At 30.0% G+C, this 18,310-nt stretch carries 14 protein-coding genes; 9 read left to right on the forward strand and 5 right to left on the reverse strand.

Annotated features, from left to right (window positions below; translation table 11 throughout):
* Positions 1-106: 106 nt before the first annotated feature.
* Positions 107-4,483, reverse strand: coding sequence for a translocation/assembly module TamB domain-containing protein (locus CLU82_RS20485; RefSeq protein WP_232735287.1), 4,377 nt, complete (start codon positions 4,481-4,483; stop codon positions 107-109).
* Positions 4,484-4,750: 267 nt separating this feature from the next.
* Between CLU82_RS20485 and tsaD the strand changes: the two genes are divergently transcribed.
* The 7 genes from tsaD to CLU82_RS20520 all read left to right on the forward strand — a co-directional run bounded on the left by tsaD (position 4,751) and on the right by CLU82_RS20520 (position 11,335).
* Positions 4,751-5,773: a tRNA (adenosine(37)-N6)-threonylcarbamoyltransferase complex transferase subunit TsaD gene (gene tsaD / locus CLU82_RS20490; RefSeq protein ID WP_100844851.1), complete on the forward strand. Its 1,023-nt coding sequence runs from the start codon at positions 4,751-4,753 to the stop codon at positions 5,771-5,773.
* A gap of 2 nt (positions 5,774-5,775) precedes the next feature.
* Complete coding sequence (locus tag CLU82_RS20495) at positions 5,776-6,483, forward strand: 16S rRNA (uracil(1498)-N(3))-methyltransferase (protein WP_100844852.1); 708 nt, start codon at positions 5,776-5,778, stop codon at positions 6,481-6,483.
* 9 nt (positions 6,484-6,492) lie between these two features.
* Positions 6,493-7,131 (forward strand): DUF4159 domain-containing protein, encoded by a 639-nt coding sequence (locus CLU82_RS20500; RefSeq protein ID WP_100844853.1) that lies wholly within the window; start codon positions 6,493-6,495, stop codon positions 7,129-7,131.
* 312 nt (positions 7,132-7,443) lie between these two features.
* Entirely contained in the window at positions 7,444-8,409 is a 966-nt protein-coding gene (locus tag CLU82_RS20505) for a zinc metalloprotease (RefSeq protein WP_100844854.1), read from the forward strand.
* An 80-nt stretch (positions 8,410-8,489) separates the two neighbouring features.
* On the forward strand, positions 8,490-9,581 hold the full coding sequence (locus CLU82_RS20510; protein WP_100844855.1) for an AI-2E family transporter: 1,092 nt from the start codon (positions 8,490-8,492) through the stop codon (positions 9,579-9,581).
* 1 nt (position 9,582) lies between these two features.
* On the forward strand, positions 9,583-10,764 hold the full coding sequence (locus CLU82_RS20515) for an SAM-dependent methyltransferase (RefSeq protein ID WP_100844856.1): 1,182 nt from the start codon (positions 9,583-9,585) through the stop codon (positions 10,762-10,764).
* 4 nt (positions 10,765-10,768) lie between these two features.
* Complete coding sequence (locus CLU82_RS20520; protein WP_100844857.1) at positions 10,769-11,335, forward strand: hypothetical protein; 567 nt, start codon at positions 10,769-10,771, stop codon at positions 11,333-11,335.
* A 67-nt stretch (positions 11,336-11,402) separates the two neighbouring features.
* On the opposite strand, the gene CLU82_RS20795 is transcribed toward CLU82_RS20520, so the two are convergent.
* Positions 11,403-11,570 carry a hypothetical protein gene (locus tag CLU82_RS20795; protein ID WP_157813411.1) on the reverse strand — a complete coding sequence of 56 codons (168 nt, stop codon included), beginning with the start codon at positions 11,568-11,570 and terminating at the stop codon, positions 11,403-11,405.
* A gap of 390 nt (positions 11,571-11,960) precedes the next feature.
* Entirely contained in the window at positions 11,961-12,614 is a 654-nt protein-coding gene (locus CLU82_RS20525) for a M15 family metallopeptidase (protein WP_100844858.1), read from the reverse strand.
* 207 nt (positions 12,615-12,821) lie between these two features.
* Between CLU82_RS20525 and CLU82_RS20530 the strand changes: the two genes are divergently transcribed.
* Positions 12,822-14,852: an arylsulfatase gene (locus CLU82_RS20530; protein ID WP_198520251.1), complete on the forward strand. Its 2,031-nt coding sequence runs from the start codon at positions 12,822-12,824 to the stop codon at positions 14,850-14,852.
* 5 nt (positions 14,853-14,857) lie between these two features.
* Positions 14,858-15,202, forward strand: a complete 345-nt coding sequence (locus CLU82_RS20910; RefSeq protein ID WP_198520252.1) for a hypothetical protein — start codon at positions 14,858-14,860, stop codon at positions 15,200-15,202.
* A 207-nt stretch (positions 15,203-15,409) separates the two neighbouring features.
* Here the strand turns inward: CLU82_RS20910 and CLU82_RS20535 are convergent, their stop codons facing one another.
* Both CLU82_RS20535 and CLU82_RS20540 read right to left on the reverse strand, forming a co-directional pair.
* Positions 15,410-17,341 carry an OmpA family protein gene (locus CLU82_RS20535; protein ID WP_100844859.1) on the reverse strand — a complete coding sequence of 644 codons (1,932 nt, stop codon included), beginning with the start codon at positions 17,339-17,341 and terminating at the stop codon, positions 15,410-15,412.
* A 12-nt stretch (positions 17,342-17,353) separates the two neighbouring features.
* Positions 17,354-18,271 (reverse strand): type IX secretion system membrane protein PorP/SprF, encoded by a 918-nt coding sequence (locus tag CLU82_RS20540; RefSeq protein ID WP_100844860.1) that lies wholly within the window; start codon positions 18,269-18,271, stop codon positions 17,354-17,356.
* Positions 18,272-18,310: the final 39 nt, after the last annotated feature.

Consider the following 18,310-nt stretch of genomic DNA (forward strand, 5'->3'; position numbering starts at 1 on the left):
CTTTATTTAAATAGTTTTCAAAAATGAAAAACTAAAAAAAGCAAGCAGTAAAGTTAACGAAACTCTTTATTAAAAATTTAATTCATTAAAAAACAACACCTTACACCTAGTCATCTTCAGGAAGAACTGCGTCTTGATTTACTTTAGGTTTATCTACTTTGGGGGTAGTAGGTTTTGTGAAATTTATAAAATCGGGACTCAAATTAGAATCTTCATCAATTTCTTTTTCAGCAGGTTTATTTGAATTCGTTAATTTCTTGCTTTTAAACATTTTATCTACTAATTCTCTAAAAGTATCAAAATCTACCTCGTAAGATATACCGACACCCTGTGTATACCCTATATCTTGTCCGATATAATTAATATCGTTTTCTTTATTAAAAAAATGCAAATTAAAGGATCCATCTTCATTTACCCTATACTTAATATCAATATCTCCTACAATCGATGATTCATGAACTCCTCCAAATGGCACACCTATTTTTCCATTTATAGTAATTCGCTCATTTACCTTTGAAGAAACAATTGCCTCAAATCGTCCATCGGTTTGCGAACTTGGCCTATTATCTGGAGAAACAACATTAAAGTTCATTTCAAACTTTTCGTCTGTAGAATGCACAATACCTCCCAACATACTCGAAGCTGTTTCATACAAACTTGAAGATACTGCTTGACTAGAGCCATCTTTACTTAAGAAACTCCCAGTTGACAACAAATACAAAGCTTGAGTTTGTCTTACATCTTTATCTGATAATTCGGTCTGAAGTTCTGATTTTAAAACACTTTTGATTGTTGGAAAATCAATCATAAAATCAGGTTCTGGATGCGTTAAATCGCCATGAATTCCAATAACAACTTCAACATCAACTTTCTTATTAACACTTGAATTTTCAAGCAGTAAAGCAGGATTAGCAGATGTTTTATAGACTGCCTCAAGGTTAAGTTGTGCCCTCATTGGATTACCTTCCCAAACGATTGAACCTCCTTTTCTTACATTGAATTTCTTATCTATAAGACCACCATATTTAAAATTATAAGTTCCATCATAAGGCAAGAAATCACCCCACATATTAAAATTACCGAGGGTGTTTATTTTAAACAATAGAGTCCCATTTCCTCTACCTTTCATACCGTGCCCTGAATTCCTATCTAAAATAACTTCTACCTCTGCATTTGGTGTAATTTCTAAATCAAACTCTAATTCAAGACCATTATAATTTTTCTTTTTTTCAACAATACCCTTTTGTAAATTAAATTTTTCCTTAGGAGTAATAAAATGAATAAAGCTGTTTTCACTAACACTTTCAGCATTGTTAATAGGGATTTTAAGAACAGATCCTTTTTCAGATTTAGCATCTACTCTTATAACCAATCCATTTGTAGGCCCTTTAATTGTTGCATTACCATTAATAAAAGCCGTTCCAAAATAGGCAGCATCCTCACTATCTTGAGTATCCAATACAAGAAGTCTTTTAGAATTAATTGCCAAATCCAGCTTCCAATCTGAAAAATTCTTATGTTCCACTACTCCATTTAGAGATCCAATTGTCTTAAATTTCGTATCTGTTAAAGTATTATTTCTAAAAAGAAATTTTTCGTCAGTTAAATCAATTATCGTTTTATCCTTTAAAGCATAATCAACATTCAAATAAGGTATACTTAAACCTCCATCATTGACATAAAGACGTCCATTTATATCTGGTTTATTTACTGATCCTCCAATAGTAGCATTACCAGACACCATTCCTCTTATATTAGAAATAACATCACCTCCTAATGAACTTAATGTAGCCAAATTGAATCGATCAAATTTTAAATTCAAATCAAATAGTGTTTCTTTATTTACAATTTCAAAACTCCCATCAGCACTAAAAGACTCAAAATCTTTATTTTCAATAGTAGAATATAAAGTGAATTTTTTTAAATTTTCATCTCCTTTTATATCAAACTTTAAGACACCCAGATTATGATCATTCACTTTTAAATCATCAATAACCAATGAAGCTGTTGGCTTATAGACCAGTTTATTTTGATTAAAATTAATTTTACCATTTAAATTACCGTTGACAGCAAAACTCTCCTGTGCAGAAGTCAATGCGTTAATATCGAAGTTCTTAAATTCAACATTTATATCCTTATACGAACTTCCTTTGAATTCTCCACTAAGCTTTATTTCTTGTTCTTTATTAGAAAGAATAAAATCATCAAGCTTAAACTCTTTCAAATTTTTATCAAAAATCAATCTATTATTGGAAGTATTTAATTCATTCAAAAACCACAAACTATTTTTTAATTTAATCTCAGATTTACTAAAACCAACTATATTTTTATTATCCTTATCAATAGTATGATATAAATCCAAATTAAAGTAATCATTACCTTTTGAACCTCCTTTAAACTCAGTTCTAAAAAACAAAGTGTCTTTGGATGTGACATTAATTAAACTAAAATCTCGAATTTTGTACATCTTAGTTTTAATACTATCTAATTCGATATAAGTATTATACAAAGGATTCTTATTATCAATAGAAACTCGAATATTATCGAAAGAATTTTCTGAAGCAGTTATAGTCGGAGAATTAAAATTAAATTTAAATTCATTATTATCAGAATTAATAACCCCTTTTACAACAGTGTTTTCACTTATCTTCATTTCTGGAAAAAACACTTCAACTATTTTGTTATACACTTCAAAATTAAATTTCAAAAACTGTCCTTTTCTTACTTTTACTGGTTTATAATTGGTATAAAGACTTCCTAAAGAATTTGAAACTAAATTTTTTAATTCTGAAAATTTAAACTTTCCTACAATTGTTCCATTTGTAATATCAGGTGCAGTAATTTTTATAGTACGAATTCTTTTTTCATCAAAACTCGAATTTAAATTGAAATCATTAAATTGATACGTACTTTTTGAATTAACATAAGTAGCATTATTTATATAGATATTCCCGTGGAGATCCTCAATAGAGTTCCCTTGTACATCAACAATAGCGTCGCCATTAAATTGCGAAATAGTATCACTTACAAAATTCAATTTATGCAATTCAGCTTTATCAATTTTTATCTGAAAATCATATTGACTTTCTTTTTTACTTAAATTAACTAAACCATCAAAATTCATTTTCAAGTTAGGATCATTTACAATAATTGATCCTTTATATAATGGTAATTTAAAATTACCATTTACCGATATATTTTTATAGTTATACCCATTATAAGCAAAATCAGAAATAATCCCTTTTAAAGAAGTGTCTAGATACTTTTCCGAAAACCCTTTACCATCAACATCAATATTTAAACTTACTTTAGATAAACTCTTATTATCTAATAGATTACCAATATCAAAACTATTCAAAACCACATATCCCTTATAGGTAGCCTTATCACTTTGCTCCATATCAATAATAGTGAATTTAGACGTTACCGCACCTAAAGCAGTTTTTGCGGTAAGATTTGCATGGATTGAAGTTGCTGTAAGTTGTGTATTACCAACCAATGAAACATTGCCAAATTTCTTTATAATTACAGGTAATTTTTCACCTAAAACATTAGGCAGTATACTGACCAAATCATCATAATTGCTATTCAACTGATCAAACTTTCCGTTCATATAAAATTTTTGATCTTTGTTTCCTAAAAGATTTTTAAAATTTATAAAACCTAGTATAGTTGTCCCTTTGTTATCTTTTAGGCTTAAATCCAAGAACTTCAAATTATTTAAAGTACCTGTAATATGACTTCTAAGCTTAAAAATTCTATTTTTACCCAATTCATTATAAAAACAACGAATATCATTCGAGGCAATTCTTGAAGATTTTAATTTAAAATCAAACTCCACTTTATTTACAAAATCCGAAAAATCTTCAATTTCATAATTCAATGCAGCATATCCTTTAATATTAGATTCTTCGGTTTTTAATTCCATTTTATCTAATATCATGTGCTGTTGCGTAAAACTATAATTTCCTTTTAGACTTTTAATATACACACCTCTATGATCCAAAAATGACATTTTTTGAATATTTGCATACACTTCTGGCCCGTAAACTTTGAAATTTGTAACAGAAATTTTTAATTTGGTAAAATCAACAGATTTTGGAGTTTCATGATTTTCATCAGTCAGAATAAATCGACCATGTGACAAATCAATACTTGAAGCAGTTAACAAAAATTTTTTCTTGGAAGGTGTTTTACTTGTGCCAAAAGCATCAATAAAATAATCCAGATTATTTTTTTTTTCTTTTTTATAGGTCTTTAAATTAAAAAGAACACCATCCATAGCCAAATCACCAAAAACCAAATCAGCATCCAGCATTTTTTTGAATCCAAGAATTGTTGTATTTATTCTTTTGGTATAAATTAAAGTATCTTTGTGGTGATCAATAATGAGGACATCTTTTAGTTTTACACCTCCAAAAATTGTAAGCTGTACTTCATCAACTTTCATGTGAATCCCAAAATCATCATTGATACTTTTCATAAAATACTGCGCCAGCTTTGTTTGAAAAAACGGCATAGTAATAGCTATTAAAAGTACTAACAAAAGTAATATTAGTCCAACGAAAGTACGGAATACTATTTTTTTAATCTTTTTGATACGTGTTGTTTTTGTTTTTTTGATACAAATAAATTATTTGCCTCTGGAAATGGTAATATCTTAACTAAAAAATCTTTAATTTTGGCACAGCTGTAAAAATACTATTTTTATGGTAATTCATCAAATATACTTCAAAATTCATCTGTTTATATGCAAATTCCTGAGGTTTTTATACTTGCAATAGAAAGTTCTTGCGATGATACTGCTGCTGCTGTATTATGTAACGATAAAGTATTGTCTAATGTTGTGGCCAATCAGTTAATTCACAATCAATATGGAGGTGTAGTACCCGAATTGGCTTCTCGTGCACATCAACAAAACATTGTTCCCGTAATTGAAGCTGCATTAAAAAAAGCAAATATTCAAAAAGAGCAATTATCCGCAATAGCTTTTACACAAGGACCTGGACTTATGGGTTCACTTTTAGTTGGTAGCTCATTTGCAAAGTCTATGGCTTTGGCATTAAAAATTCCTCTTATAGCCGTAAACCATATGCATGCCCATATTCTGGCGCATTTTATAAACGAAGAAGGTTTTGACAAACCTGAGTTCCCTTTTTTAGCCTTGACCATTAGCGGTGGACATACACAAATCGTTAGAGTCAATGACTTTTTTGATTTAACAATAATAGGAGAAACTACAGATGATGCTGTTGGAGAAGCTTTTGATAAAAGTGCAAAAATATTAGGACTTCCTTATCCTGGAGGCCCTCTAGTAGATAAATATGCTCAATTAGGAAATCCTAAAGCTTTTCCTTTTACTAAGCCCAAAGTTCCTGGATTAGATTTTAGTTTTTCTGGATTAAAAACAGCTATTTTATATTTTATTCAAAAGAAAAAAAATGAAAATCCTGCATTTATTGATGAAAATTTAAATGATATCTGTGCATCCATTCAACATACTATTATAGAAATTTTGATGGATAAACTAAAATTAGCTGTAAAAGAAACTGGCATTAAACAAATTGCAATTGGAGGCGGTGTTTCTGCCAATTCTGGAATTCGAAATACTCTAAAAGCAACAGAAAACAAATACGGTTGGAAAACTTTCATCCCAAAATTTGAATACACAACAGATAATGCTGCAATGATTGGAATTGTAGGCTATCAAAAGTTTTTATCACAAAAATTTGAAACTGCTGATGTCGTTTCTAAAGCAAGAATACAATTTTAATTATGCAATTATTTTACAACCCTACTATAAACGAAACTACTGAAACTTTTTCTTTTGACAAAGAAGAGAGCAAACATATTATTAAAGTTTTACGCAAAAAAGATAGTGATATCCTGCATGTTACTAATGGTTTAGGATTATTATTTAAAACAGAAATTACTTTAGCCTCAGATAATAAATGTACCGTTCAAATAGTATCTATTGAAAAAACTGAAGTCCCAAAATACAAATTACATCTTGCGGTTGCTCCAACAAAAATGAATGATCGTTATGAATGGTTTCTTGAAAAAGCAACTGAAATTGGTATACATGAAATCACTCCTATTATTTGTGATCGATCAGAAAGAAAAGTGATTAATACTGAGAGATTTGAAAAAATTATTCTTTCGGCTATGAAACAATGCAACCAAATGTACCTTCCTAAGTTGAATCCTGCTATCACATTAAAAGATTTTTTAAAGGTTAAAAACTCTGGTACAACATTAATTGCACATTGTGAAGAGACCAATAAAAAATCCCTAAAATCGATTCTTATTCCAAGTACTGATTACACAATATTAATTGGACCAGAAGGTGATTTTTCAACCAAAGAAATTGAATTAGCACTTGATAATAATTATACACCAGTGTCATTAGGAGAAACAAGATTACGAACAGAAACAGCTGCTATCGTAGCTTGCCATAGTGTTGTCTTTAGTAATGAAATTTAGACTTAAAGCATGAAAAAAGTTTTGTTTATATTATTATTCATTTCCTTACCTTGTTTCTCACAAGAAATCGCTTTGTTAAAATACAATGGTGGAGGTGATTGGTATGCAAATCCAACTTCATTACCTAATTTAATAAAATTTTGCAATGCAAATATTAATACACAAATAAAACCTAAACCCAGAACAGTAGAACCTAGTAGTCCCGATTTACTTTCATATCCATTTATACATATGACGGGACATGGAAATGTTGTGTTTAGCGATTCCGATGTTGCTAATCTTAGAAAATATTTAATTGCTGGCGGATTTCTTCATATTGATGATAATTATGGAATGGATCAATATATCCGCAAGGAAATCAAAAAAATATTCCCTAATGAGAACTTGATTGAAATTCCTGCAAATCATCCAATATTTCAAAAACCATTTATTTTCGCTAATGGATTGCCTAAAATTCATGAACATGATGGTAAAAGACCTCAACCTTTTGGAATTTTTATAGAAGATAAACTCGTATTACTCTATACTTACGAATGTGATCTTGGAGACGGCTGGGAAGATGCTGAAGTTCACAATGATCCATTGGAAGTTCGCGAAAAAGCTTTGAAAATGGGTGCCAATATAATCAACTACATTTTTACAAATTAATTCTCCATTCTATTACTTTTTTTTAAAAAGAAACTTTGCAATATTGTTTTATATATAGATAAACAGTTTTTTATTTTAAAAACAAAGGCTTTTTTTTACAAGTCTATTAGTTAAATATTTCCAGATAAATAATTTTAATCAAAATATACCTACGTATTAACCCCTAAATCACTGATATTAAACCCCGTAAAACAACACTTTTCTAAAAAGAGCTAAAACAAAATGTTAATTTAATTTGTAATTCATATGATATTGTTATAAAATTGTATAATTATTAACCAAACCAATAATTTTATAACAAATTCTATTACCATGAAAAAACTAATTTTATCAGCTATTGCTGGATTAATGTTGTTCTCTTGTCAAAACGACCAAAACGACGAAAATGACCAAAGTGAAGCTACAATTGAAACGGAAGCTGTAACACAACGAAAATGCGCATCTCAAGATGTTTTAGAATCACAATTAAAAGAAGATCCGACATTGGCTATTCGAATGAATAAAATCGAAGCCTTCACACAAAAGGCTATACTAACAAAGCGTTTAGTAAATGGAAAAGTCGTAATTCCGATAATTGTAAACGTATTGTATAAAACGTCCGCAGAAAACATATCCGATGCACAAATACAATCACAAATAGATGTATTAAACAAAGATTATACTGCAACAAATCCTGATTTTTCAAGTACTCCTTCAGAGTTTGCATCTGTTGCTGCAAATATTGGAATAACATTTGAATTAGTAAAAATCAACAGAAAATCAACAACAAAAACTTCATGGGGCACAAGAGATGCTATGAAAAAAACAAAACAAGGAGGACTTGATCCAACATCGCCAACAACTAACCTTAATTTATGGGTTTGCACTATCGGTGGAGGAATATTGGGTTATGCTCAATTCCCTGGAGGATCTTCAACTACAGATGGAGTTGTAATTGATTCAAAATACTTTGGATTATCAGGTACTGGTAGTTATCCATATAATTTAGGAAGAACTGCTACACATGAAATTGGTCACTGGATGAACCTAAGACATATTTGGGGTGATGCATCTTGTGGAAACGATTTAGTTGCAGATACTCCCGTAGCAAAAACTTCAAACTTTGGTGTTCCAGTTTACCCATACGTAAGTACATGTCTTCCTGCTCATAATGAAATGACGATGAATTATATGGACTATACAGATGACAGAGGTATGTTTATGTTTACTAATGGACAAAAATCAAGAATGACAGCTTTATTTGTTACTGGTGGTTCAAGATCAGCTTTCGGAATATAATTTTTATTTGATTTTTTTTAGTTTTAAAAACTCGCTACTTGTTAGCGAGTTTTTTTATCTTTATAACCAAATACTACTATATGATTACACCCAAAATTATTGCAAATGGTATAGTAAGAGCTGTTGCTATTTTAATATTTATAGCATTAGCCCTTTATTTTCTATATCAAATACAAAACATACTAATTTATCTTTTAGTTTCATTAATCCTAACTTTAGTGGGTTCACCAATTTTAGATTTTTTGAAAAATAAGTTAAAATTTAAACATACATTAGCAACAATTGCAGTTTTGTCTTTTTACTTTTTAATTATATTAGGTTTTATAATGATGTTTGTTCCTTTGATAATTTCTCAAGGTCAAAATTTATCACTTTTAAATACAATTGAAATAGAAAAAAATAGCCTAAAATTAATTGAACAAATAAACATTTTTCTTGAGAAACATCATATAGATTCAGCAAAAGTATTTGATCCAAACAACTTTAAATCCTTCATTAATTTTAATATGGTTCCCAATTTTTTAAATTCGGTTCTAGGAACTATTAGCGGGTTTGGTATGGGATTTGGTTCTATTTTGTTCATTACATTTTTTTTTCTTAAAGACAAATTAATTATTTTGCAAGGTGTAAAATTATTAATTCCAGATTCACACGAAGAAAAAATATTAAACTCTGTAGAAAAAATAAACTTGTTACTTTCTCGATATTTCATAGGATTATTGATTCAGTTATTTATTGTTTTTATTTTATATATTATCGTTTTGTTAGTTTTCGGAATACCTAATGCTCTAATAATAGCATTTTTATGTGCTGTATTGAATATCATTCCTTATTTAGGCCCTTTAATTGCTTCCATCTTCGCTGCTATTTTAACCATGCTAAATAATTTGGACTCCGATTTCCAATCTGAAATTTTACCAACAACCATTTATGTATTAATTGGATTTTGGATTGTACAATTAATAGACAATAACTTTTCGCAGCCTATTATTTTTTCCAAAAGCGTTAGCTCTCACCCGCTTGAAATATTTCTCATTATATTAATTGCTGGTTTTTCATTTGGGATTTTAGGAATGATTATCGCAATCCCGTTATACACCATTTTGAAAGTTATTTTCAAAGAATTTTTTCCTAACAATGAGTTTATACAACACATAACAAAAAACATATAAATTGAACTTAGACATTTTAGATCCTAAAATACAGGAATTTATAGATTTAAATATTGGAGTTTCTGTTTCAAAATTAGCACTTCAAAAAAACCCATTTCCAACAGTAGAATGGATTTCAATTTTAAATCAAATCGCAGCAAAAGCAAAAGCAAAAGATAAACTACCGACTTGGTTTTCGACTCGAAATATTATTTACCCAAGTAAAGTTTCGGTAGAACAAACATCTTCCGAAATAACTGCAACACACAAAGCTACCATTATTTCAGGCGAAAATTTAATTGATTTAACTGGAGGATTTGGAATTGATGATTACTATTTTTCTAAAAGAATTAAAAATGTAGTGCATTGTGAAATCAATACAGAACTATCAAATATTGTAAAACACAATTTCAATCAATTAAATAATAACAGTATTACTTGCTACTCTGGAGATAGCATCGAAACCTTATCAAAATTAAATACAAAATGGGACTGGATATACATTGATCCTTCAAGAAGAAATGATACAAAAGGCAAAGTTTTTATGCTAAAAGACTGTTTGCCAAATGTTCCAAAAAATTTAGATTTCTATTTTGAAAAGACAAATTCTATCTTAATAAAAACAGCTCCAATATTAGACATCACTGCAGGTATTAATGAACTGAACTATATTAAAACAATCCATATTATTGCTCTAGAGAACGAAGTAAAAGAATTACTATGGGAATTAAACAAAGATTATAACGGAGGTATTACGATTAAAACTGCTAATATCACAAAAGAAAGAACTGAAGCTTTCGAATTTAATTTGAATGAAATACAAATTAAACCAAACTTTAGCTTACCTAAAAGATATTTATATGAACCCAATAGTGCTATAATGAAATCCGGAGGTTTTGACCAAGTTAGTCTATTTTATAAATTGAATAAGCTTCAAAAACACTCACATCTTTATACTTCAGATGAATTAATACCATTTGCTGGTAGAATTTTTGAAATAGATACTTGTTTTCCATACAATAAAAGTGAAATGAAACATTATCTAGAAAATAAAAAGGCTAACATCACTATCCGAAACTTTTCAGATTCTGTTGAAAGCATTCGAAAAAAATGGAAAATAAAAGATGGTGGAAATTTATATTGTTTTTTTACAACTGATGAAAATAATAGCAAAATTGTTTTAATTTGCAACAAAATAAAATAACAAAATGAAATACATTCTAGTTCTGGCATTCTACTTTTTTAGTTCTACTATTTTCGCTCAAAAGCCTTGCGAATATGCAACAAATGTTAACGATTCCATTGGTACTTACAAATCAACAAAAGAATACTTAATTCATGAAAAAGTATTTGCAGGAAATTTTAATTACATTTTTTATTCCCTAGCATTAACAGACGGATTACCTACATTAACATTACAGATAATTCAAAAAAGCAAAGATTTTGTAAAAGCAAATTGTTTTGACAAAAATTCAAAAATGTATCTTCAATTGCAAAATGGCAAAATAGTAACATTAATACATATTGACCAAGAAAGTTGTGGAACTATGCTTCGTGATGACAAAGGTTTTGACAACAGAGTAAAATCGGGAATTTTTATGTTTTCGAAAGAAAACTATGAAGACCTAAAAATATCTCCAGTTACTTTAATGCGAATAAAATACCTGACAGACACTGAAGACTATATACTCAAAAAAGAATTTACTGCTGAACTTGATGGCAAAGTTTACCACCCAGAAACTTATTTTATTGATAACATCCGTTGTATAGAATAAAATATCAACAACCATATAATAAAAAAACATTTTCAAATGAAAAAGAATCTCATTTGAAAATGTTTTTTTATGCAGCATAAGTATCTTGTTTTTCTATATGTTTATCAGTATTGATAACATAATTTTTTACATTTCGAACTACCATTGGAACTAGCACACCAATCAACATAACTTCAATAAATGTAATTCCAGATTTGTTCTCTGGCCCAATACACTTCTTCAATATTCTTTTCATCTACCGATTTTGTATATATTATTTCTATATGATGAATGAAAAAATAAAATTTAGTGACAAGTTTTTTTTCAATACATCAAAATAAAAAATTGAATTTTTAAAGTTTTTTAAACTTCAATAATTATCAAAACTTTAAATCATTGTTAATAAATGATTTGCGGCGCGAAAGTAAACATACAATTCAATAAAACAACAATATAATCGATGAAATGCAGTTTTTTCATCTATTTTAAAGTAAATACTTACCTAAAACACAAAACACACATTGTTAAACACTTATAAAACCTATCTTTTCTAAATACAAAAAGCTATTTATTTCAACTAATTTATAACATACTGATAATAAGTACAGGACAAAAAAATAAAAACATTTTAGAAAAAAAAAAGATTTTATTTACAATCCCATTTAAAATTTGAGACAAAATCATTTAAACCAGCTTTCAAATTGTAATGCCACCATTCTGAATCAAAAGAATTAAAATGTTCTTTAATCATAATTTTTTTTAACAGATTTCTATTGTTCCTGATTTCTTTCGAAAAACCAGAAAAATTATGGCTAGCTTCTTTACCAAAAAAATCGAATGTAGTTCCCATATCCAATTCTTTACCTTTAAAATCTACCAGAGTTATATCAACTGCTCCTCCTCTATTGTGTATAGATCCTTTAGTGGGATTTGCAACATATTGTGGATCGGAAACAATTTTCCACATTCTTTTTTGAATATCCAAAGGACGATAACAGTCAAATAATTTAATTTTATAGCCTTGTTTCATAAATCTTTTATTAGCCAGAATCAAAGCTTTTACAGTCTTGTAACGCAAATAACATTCTGCACAATCATAAACTTTAGATTTCAAAAAATTATCATCCGTAGCATACTTCATATCATAAACAAAGTCCTGACTGTAGTCTTTTAAATTAACAAAAGTAGTATCATTAATAGAAACCGAAAATGGTATTTCATTGTGTATAGTCTGAGCAATACTATTTTCAAAACAGACAAAACATATCAAAGCAAATAAAAATTTTAAGTAGGATATCATATTAAATAAATTTCCATAAAAATAGAAATTTTTAGCTCCTAGATGAAAGTATTTTAATTAAAAACATTCGAATGAGAAAAATACTGATTCTCATCTTTCTACTCAATAAGAAAAAAACATCAAAAAAAACCTATTATTAATATTGATTACTTGTGTGTTGTTTTGTAATACATTAATTTTAAATAATAATACTAAAATATTGATATTATGAAACATAACATTTACCTATTTGTAGTATTGATTGCTTTATTTTCTTTTGGAATATCTAGTGCTCAAGAAACTAAAAACTGGCCAGACAGGACAGTTCTTCCTATTGAACCTTACCAAAAAGTTGGTAAAGTTGCACCTATCATTAAGGATTCAGATCCTATAGAATGGCCTAAAGAAATTAGCGCCCCAAAAGGAGCTCCCAATGTTTTACTGATTATGATTGATGATGTAGGTTTCGGAGCAACTTCTACATTTGGAGGTCCTATTCCAACGCCTAATTTTGATGCGTTAGCCGCAAATGGATTGAAATACATTCGTTTTCATACCACAGCAGTTTGTTCTGCAACAAGAGCTGCATTAATTACAGGACGTAACCATCATACTGCTGCAACAGGTATCATTATGGAATTCTCTACGCCATATCCAGGTTACAACAGTTTAGTGCCTCGTTCTGTAGCAACTATTGGTAAAATATTGACTGATAATGGTTACGGTACTTCTTGGTTTGGTAAAAATCATAATGTACCCGATTGGCAAACAACTTCTGCTGGTCCATTTAATTTATGGCCAACTGGATTAGGATTCGAATATTTTTATGGTTTCCTAGGAGCTGATGCACATCAGTTCAGACCTGCATTATTTGAAGGAACTCACCCAATCGACCCGTATTTAAAAGATGAAAAAGTAGATCCTGATTATATTTTGGATAGAGATTTGGCAGACCATGCTATTCATTGGATCCAAACGCAAAAGAACGTTTCTCCTGACAAACCTTTCTTTGCTTATTATACACCAGGAACAGCACATGCTCCGCACCAAGCTCCTAAAGAATGGATTGCTAAATTTAAAGGAAAATTTGATCAAGGTTTTGATAAACAACGTATCGAAACGTATGAAAATCAAAAACGTTTAGGTATTATTCCTGCTGATGCAAAACTTGCACCTACGCCAGATGTATATCAAAAATGGGATAAACTTTCGCCAGGAATGAAAAAAGTGGCAGCAAGAGAAATGGAAGTGTACGCTGCCATGGTTGCTTATTGTGATGATCAGATTGGTAGAGTACTACAATCTATTAAAGATTTAGGCGAATATGATAACACTATGGTTATCTATATTATGGGTGATAATGGTTCTAGCGCCGAAGATCCAACAGGTCATGGTATGACAAGTGAAATTGGTATATTGGTAAATGGCGAAGAAGATACCGAAGAATACATGTTGCAACATTTAGAAGATTTTGGTGGACCATGGACTGCAGAACATTATTCTCATGGTTGGGCACACGCAATGAATACACCTTACCAATGGGATAAAAAAATTGCATCACACTTAGGTGGAAGTCGTACGGGGATGGTAATCTCATGGCCTGCAGGAATCAAACAAGTAGGTCAAGTACGTAGCCAGTTTACACATGTTACGGATATTGTGCCAACTATTTTAGAAGCTGCTCATATTCCTGAACCAAAAAAAGTAGATGGATTTGACCAAGAGCCAATGGCAGGAAAAAGTTTGGTATACACATTTGATAATGCTAAGGCTCCTGAAACACATAAAACACAATATTTTGAAGTAATTGCTAACAGAGCTTTTTATAAAGATGGATGGATGGCAAGTACAACACCTAAAAATTTGCCGTGGCAAGGTCATCCTGTACCATCAGAAGATCCAGTAAAAGACTATAAATGGGAATTGTACGATCTTACTAAAGACTTTACTCAATCAAACGACATAGCAGCCAAGAATCCCGAAAAGTTAAAAGAAATGCAGAAAGCATTTATGGAAGAAGCTGAAAAATACAAGGTATTTCCATTTGATGATCGCTACATTGACAGAGTAAATCCTGAAAATCGTCCTAATTTAAATAAAGGAAGAAACCAATTTGTATTCCACCAAGGAACTTCACGTATCACTGAAGGAATGGCTCCTAACATGAAAAATACATCTTTTAGTATCGCTGCTGATATTGATGTTAAAGCAGGTGATGACGGAATGATTATCACCCAGGGGGATATTTTGCTGGTTTAGCTTTAATGTTACAACAAGGGAAACCAACTTTTGCGTATGCGTTTTCTCATTATCCCGACCATAAATGGACAATACAGTCACCAACACCTTTAACTGCAGGTAAACATACTATTGTTTTAAACTTTGATTATGCAGGTGGTGGCGTTGGCAAAGCTGCGAAAGCTAATATATTAGTTGATGGTAAAAGTGTAGCAAGCGGGGATATTCCAAGAACAGTTCCTAGCCGTTTCTCCGCAGATGAAACTTTAGATGTTGGAGAAGATTTTGGTACCCCGGTAACTAGAGATTATGATGTACCATTTATCTTCAAGGGTAAAATAGATAAAGTTACGGTTGATATAAAAAACTAATATTTAAAAGGATGAGAAAAAATCTCATCCTTTTTTTTATCAAATATGCAAACAAAAAATAGTGATGAGCCTCTATTTTTAACAATAAGATTGAATTTTTTATCCGAATTATTTAAAATATCTTCATTAATTAAAATCATATCTACCAACTATATATGGCTGATACAAATAATAAAAAAATAGTTTAAACTAATACTATTCTAAAGCCTACATTTTGAGAATTAAAAACTCAGATCTTCTATTTTGTTGATGTTGCTCTTCTGTACATGGTACTCCATTTTTACAGCCGTTAATTAATTGAGTTTCTCCATAACCAATAGCGCTTTCAATTTTTTCTGGAGCAATCCCTTGCGAAATAATGTAATCTCTTGAAGCTTTAGCTCTTCGGTCAGAAAGTGCTAAATTATAATCATCTTTAGCTCTAGAATCGGTATGTGATTCGATTTTAATAACCATTTCTGGATACTCGTTTAATAATAAAACGACTTTATTTAACTCAATAGCCGCATCATTTCGAATATTGGACTTATCTAAATCAAAGAAAATAATTCCAATTTTTATTTTTAAAACACCGTTTTCTTTTACAATTAAATTTGATTTAATACCTAAATCAAGTATTGTTTTCCCTGAAATAGCAAGTGTTAAAACTGGCGATGAAATGGTATTAAATCCTTGTTTTGATACTTGAAGTGTATAATTTTCTGCACATCCAACTGGAGTTTTAAATTCATATTCTCCATATGCATTGGTTATAACTTCTTCTTTCTTTTGTCCTTCTGATGTAAACAAAGATACTGTCGCTTGTCCAATTGGTTTCTCTGTAAGTTCATTAAAAATACACCCCTTAATAAGCTGTTTACAAATCGGTATTCTTTCAAAAGAATAAATATCATCATCACCCTTACCTGTTTTTCTATTAGAAGAAACAAAACCTAAATTAGTTTCTTCATTGACAATATAGGCGAAATCATCCATATTACTATTAAGAGGAGTTCCTAGGTTACTTGGACTTTCGAATGTTCCCTCATTAATAATACTTTCAAACACATCAAGCCCTCCCAATCCCAAATGCCCATCACTTGCAAAATACAAAGTATTATCTGTGCTAAAAGGGAACATTTCGCGCCCCATTGTATTAATTTTATCACCTAAATTTCTAGGCTGAGAAAAATTATTATCTCCTAAGATATCAACGACAAAAATATCTGTAGCACCAATAGATCCAGGCATATCTGAAACAAAATACAGTTTTTTTCCGTCCTTACTAACAGTAGGTTGACCTACAGAGTATTCATCACTATTAAAAGGAAGTTCTTTTATATATCCCCAACTTATTTTTTCGTTATTATTAGTTGCTGTAGCCGAATACAATTTAAGGTTATTAACGCCTTTTCCGTCACGTTTTAGTTTTCCTTCATAATTATTTCGGGTGAAATAAATAGTATTTTCATCTGGTGAAAAAGCTACGCAAGCATCATGATATTTAGTATTGATATCTTTAGAAAATCGCTCTAGAAAAGTCACATCTGTTTGCGATGGAGTTATTCTTCCTAATTGCAAATTCAAATAAGGTTGGTCATTCCACGCATATCTATCGGTAGATATATACGAGGAATCTATAGTTGTAGCATACAAAAGTTTTCCTTTGTAAAACATTGGCCCAAAATCAGAATAAGCAGAATTTATAGATAAATTTTGAAGTGCAAATTGTGGTTCTTGATTTAAAATCTTGTTTATAGTTTGCTCCTTAAAAGAAAAATTTTTCGCTCTTATATCTGAATCATCAGCTTTTTTACTAAAAGTTTTCATCCATTTTTTAGCCGAATCATAACTTTTAATTCCTTCTAAAGTTTGGGCATACCTAAAAATATATTCTGTCGAAACCTCATTTGGATATTCTGACAATAGTACTTGATACCATTCATTTGCTTTTTGCATATTGGTATTAAAATAATAACAATCGCCAGCTCTTTCTAATGTTTCTTTAGAACGATCTCCTTTATCTATTGCATCTTCATAAATTTTCCCAGCTTCTAAATACCACATTTTATCAAAAAGGGCATCTGCCGTTTTGTTTTTGGTTTGTGAAAACCCAACCATTACAACTTGTAATCCGATTAAAGTAATTATCTTTCTCATAGCTCCTTAATATTAAAAAAACCTTGGCGACTTTAATGCTTGCTCCTTTGATTTTAACTCAAAACGTAATACAATTTCATGACTGCCCGATGAATACTTTTGAAGATCAGAAATTGTATAATCATAAGAATATCCTAGAAAAAATTGTGGAGTAATTTGGAAACCAGCTACACCACTAAAAGAATCACTTGTACGATATGAAGCACCCAAAGTAAGTTTTTCAAAAAACATAAAATTAGCAGATAAATCAACCGTAATTGGTGCACCTGAAACAGATTTCAATAAAAATGCTGGTTTGAATTTTGTATTATAACTAATATCAAAAACCCATCCTCCAATTAAATAGATATGAATACGTTCATCAGCAAAAGCTTCTTGAACATCATCATAACTTTTATCTGTTAAAAAATTTGGAACAGACAAACCAAAATAACTTTTTTCACTATGTAAAAAAAGACCTGCACCAATAACAGGTAAAAAATCATTTTGTATGTTTTGCTGAAATTGGATATCATTATCTCTATAACTTCCCTTTGACCAATCAGTATTAAGAACTCTACCTCCTCCTTTTACTCCAAAAGAGAGCTTATAGGTTTCTGAAGTCTTAATCGTATATGAAAAGTTGGCATCAATATATTGTTCTTTTGAAGGCCCAATTTCATCATTTACAATTGACAATCCCAAACCTACATTTTTACCAACGGGAGAATCTATAGTTAAGGACTGAGTGTTTGGAGCTCCATCAAAACCTACCCATTGTGTTCTATATAAACCAGTAATTGTCATATGTCCAGCTGATCCAGCATAAGCAGAGTTAACACTCATTGTATTATACATATATTGAGTGTATTGCGGATCTTGTTGCCCATAAAAACTGTTTACCATAAGCAACATTAGTATAGCGATAATTTGATTATATGTTTTAATCATTGTTTAATGTATTATCAATTTTTCAATTATTCAGTTGAT

Source organism: Flavobacterium sp. 5, from assembly GCF_002813295.1.
Lineage (GTDB): Bacteria > Bacteroidota > Bacteroidia > Flavobacteriales > Flavobacteriaceae > Flavobacterium.

Excerpts from the sequence above, each read along its gene's own strand:
- CLU82_RS20530 (WP_198520251.1), top strand. The coding sequence starts at position 12,822 with ATGAAACATAACATTTACCTATTTGTAGTATTGATTGCTTTATTTTCT.
- CLU82_RS20505 (WP_100844854.1), top strand. The coding sequence starts at position 7,444 with ATGAAAAAACTAATTTTATCAGCTATTGCTGGATTAATGTTGTTCTCT.
- CLU82_RS20500 (WP_100844853.1), top strand. The coding sequence starts at position 6,493 with ATGAAAAAAGTTTTGTTTATATTATTATTCATTTCCTTACCTTGTTTC.
- CLU82_RS20525 (WP_100844858.1), bottom strand. The coding sequence starts at position 12,614 with ATGATATCCTACTTAAAATTTTTATTTGCTTTGATATGTTTTGTCTGT.
- CLU82_RS20910 (WP_198520252.1), top strand. The coding sequence starts at position 14,858 with ATGTTACAACAAGGGAAACCAACTTTTGCGTATGCGTTTTCTCATTAT.
- CLU82_RS20535 (WP_100844859.1), bottom strand. The coding sequence starts at position 17,341 with ATGAGAAAGATAATTACTTTAATCGGATTACAAGTTGTAATGGTTGGG.
- CLU82_RS20495 (WP_100844852.1), top strand. The coding sequence starts at position 5,776 with ATGCAATTATTTTACAACCCTACTATAAACGAAACTACTGAAACTTTT.
- CLU82_RS20520 (WP_100844857.1), top strand. The coding sequence starts at position 10,769 with ATGAAATACATTCTAGTTCTGGCATTCTACTTTTTTAGTTCTACTATT.
- CLU82_RS20485 (WP_232735287.1), bottom strand. The coding sequence starts at position 4,483 with ATGAAAAGTATCAATGATGATTTTGGGATTCACATGAAAGTTGATGAA.
- tsaD (WP_100844851.1), top strand. The coding sequence starts at position 4,751 with ATGCAAATTCCTGAGGTTTTTATACTTGCAATAGAAAGTTCTTGCGAT.
- CLU82_RS20540 (WP_100844860.1), bottom strand. The coding sequence starts at position 18,271 with ATGATTAAAACATATAATCAAATTATCGCTATACTAATGTTGCTTATG.
- CLU82_RS20795 (WP_157813411.1), bottom strand. The coding sequence starts at position 11,570 with ATGAAAAGAATATTGAAGAAGTGTATTGGGCCAGAGAACAAATCTGGA.
- CLU82_RS20510 (WP_100844855.1), top strand. The coding sequence starts at position 8,490 with ATGATTACACCCAAAATTATTGCAAATGGTATAGTAAGAGCTGTTGCT.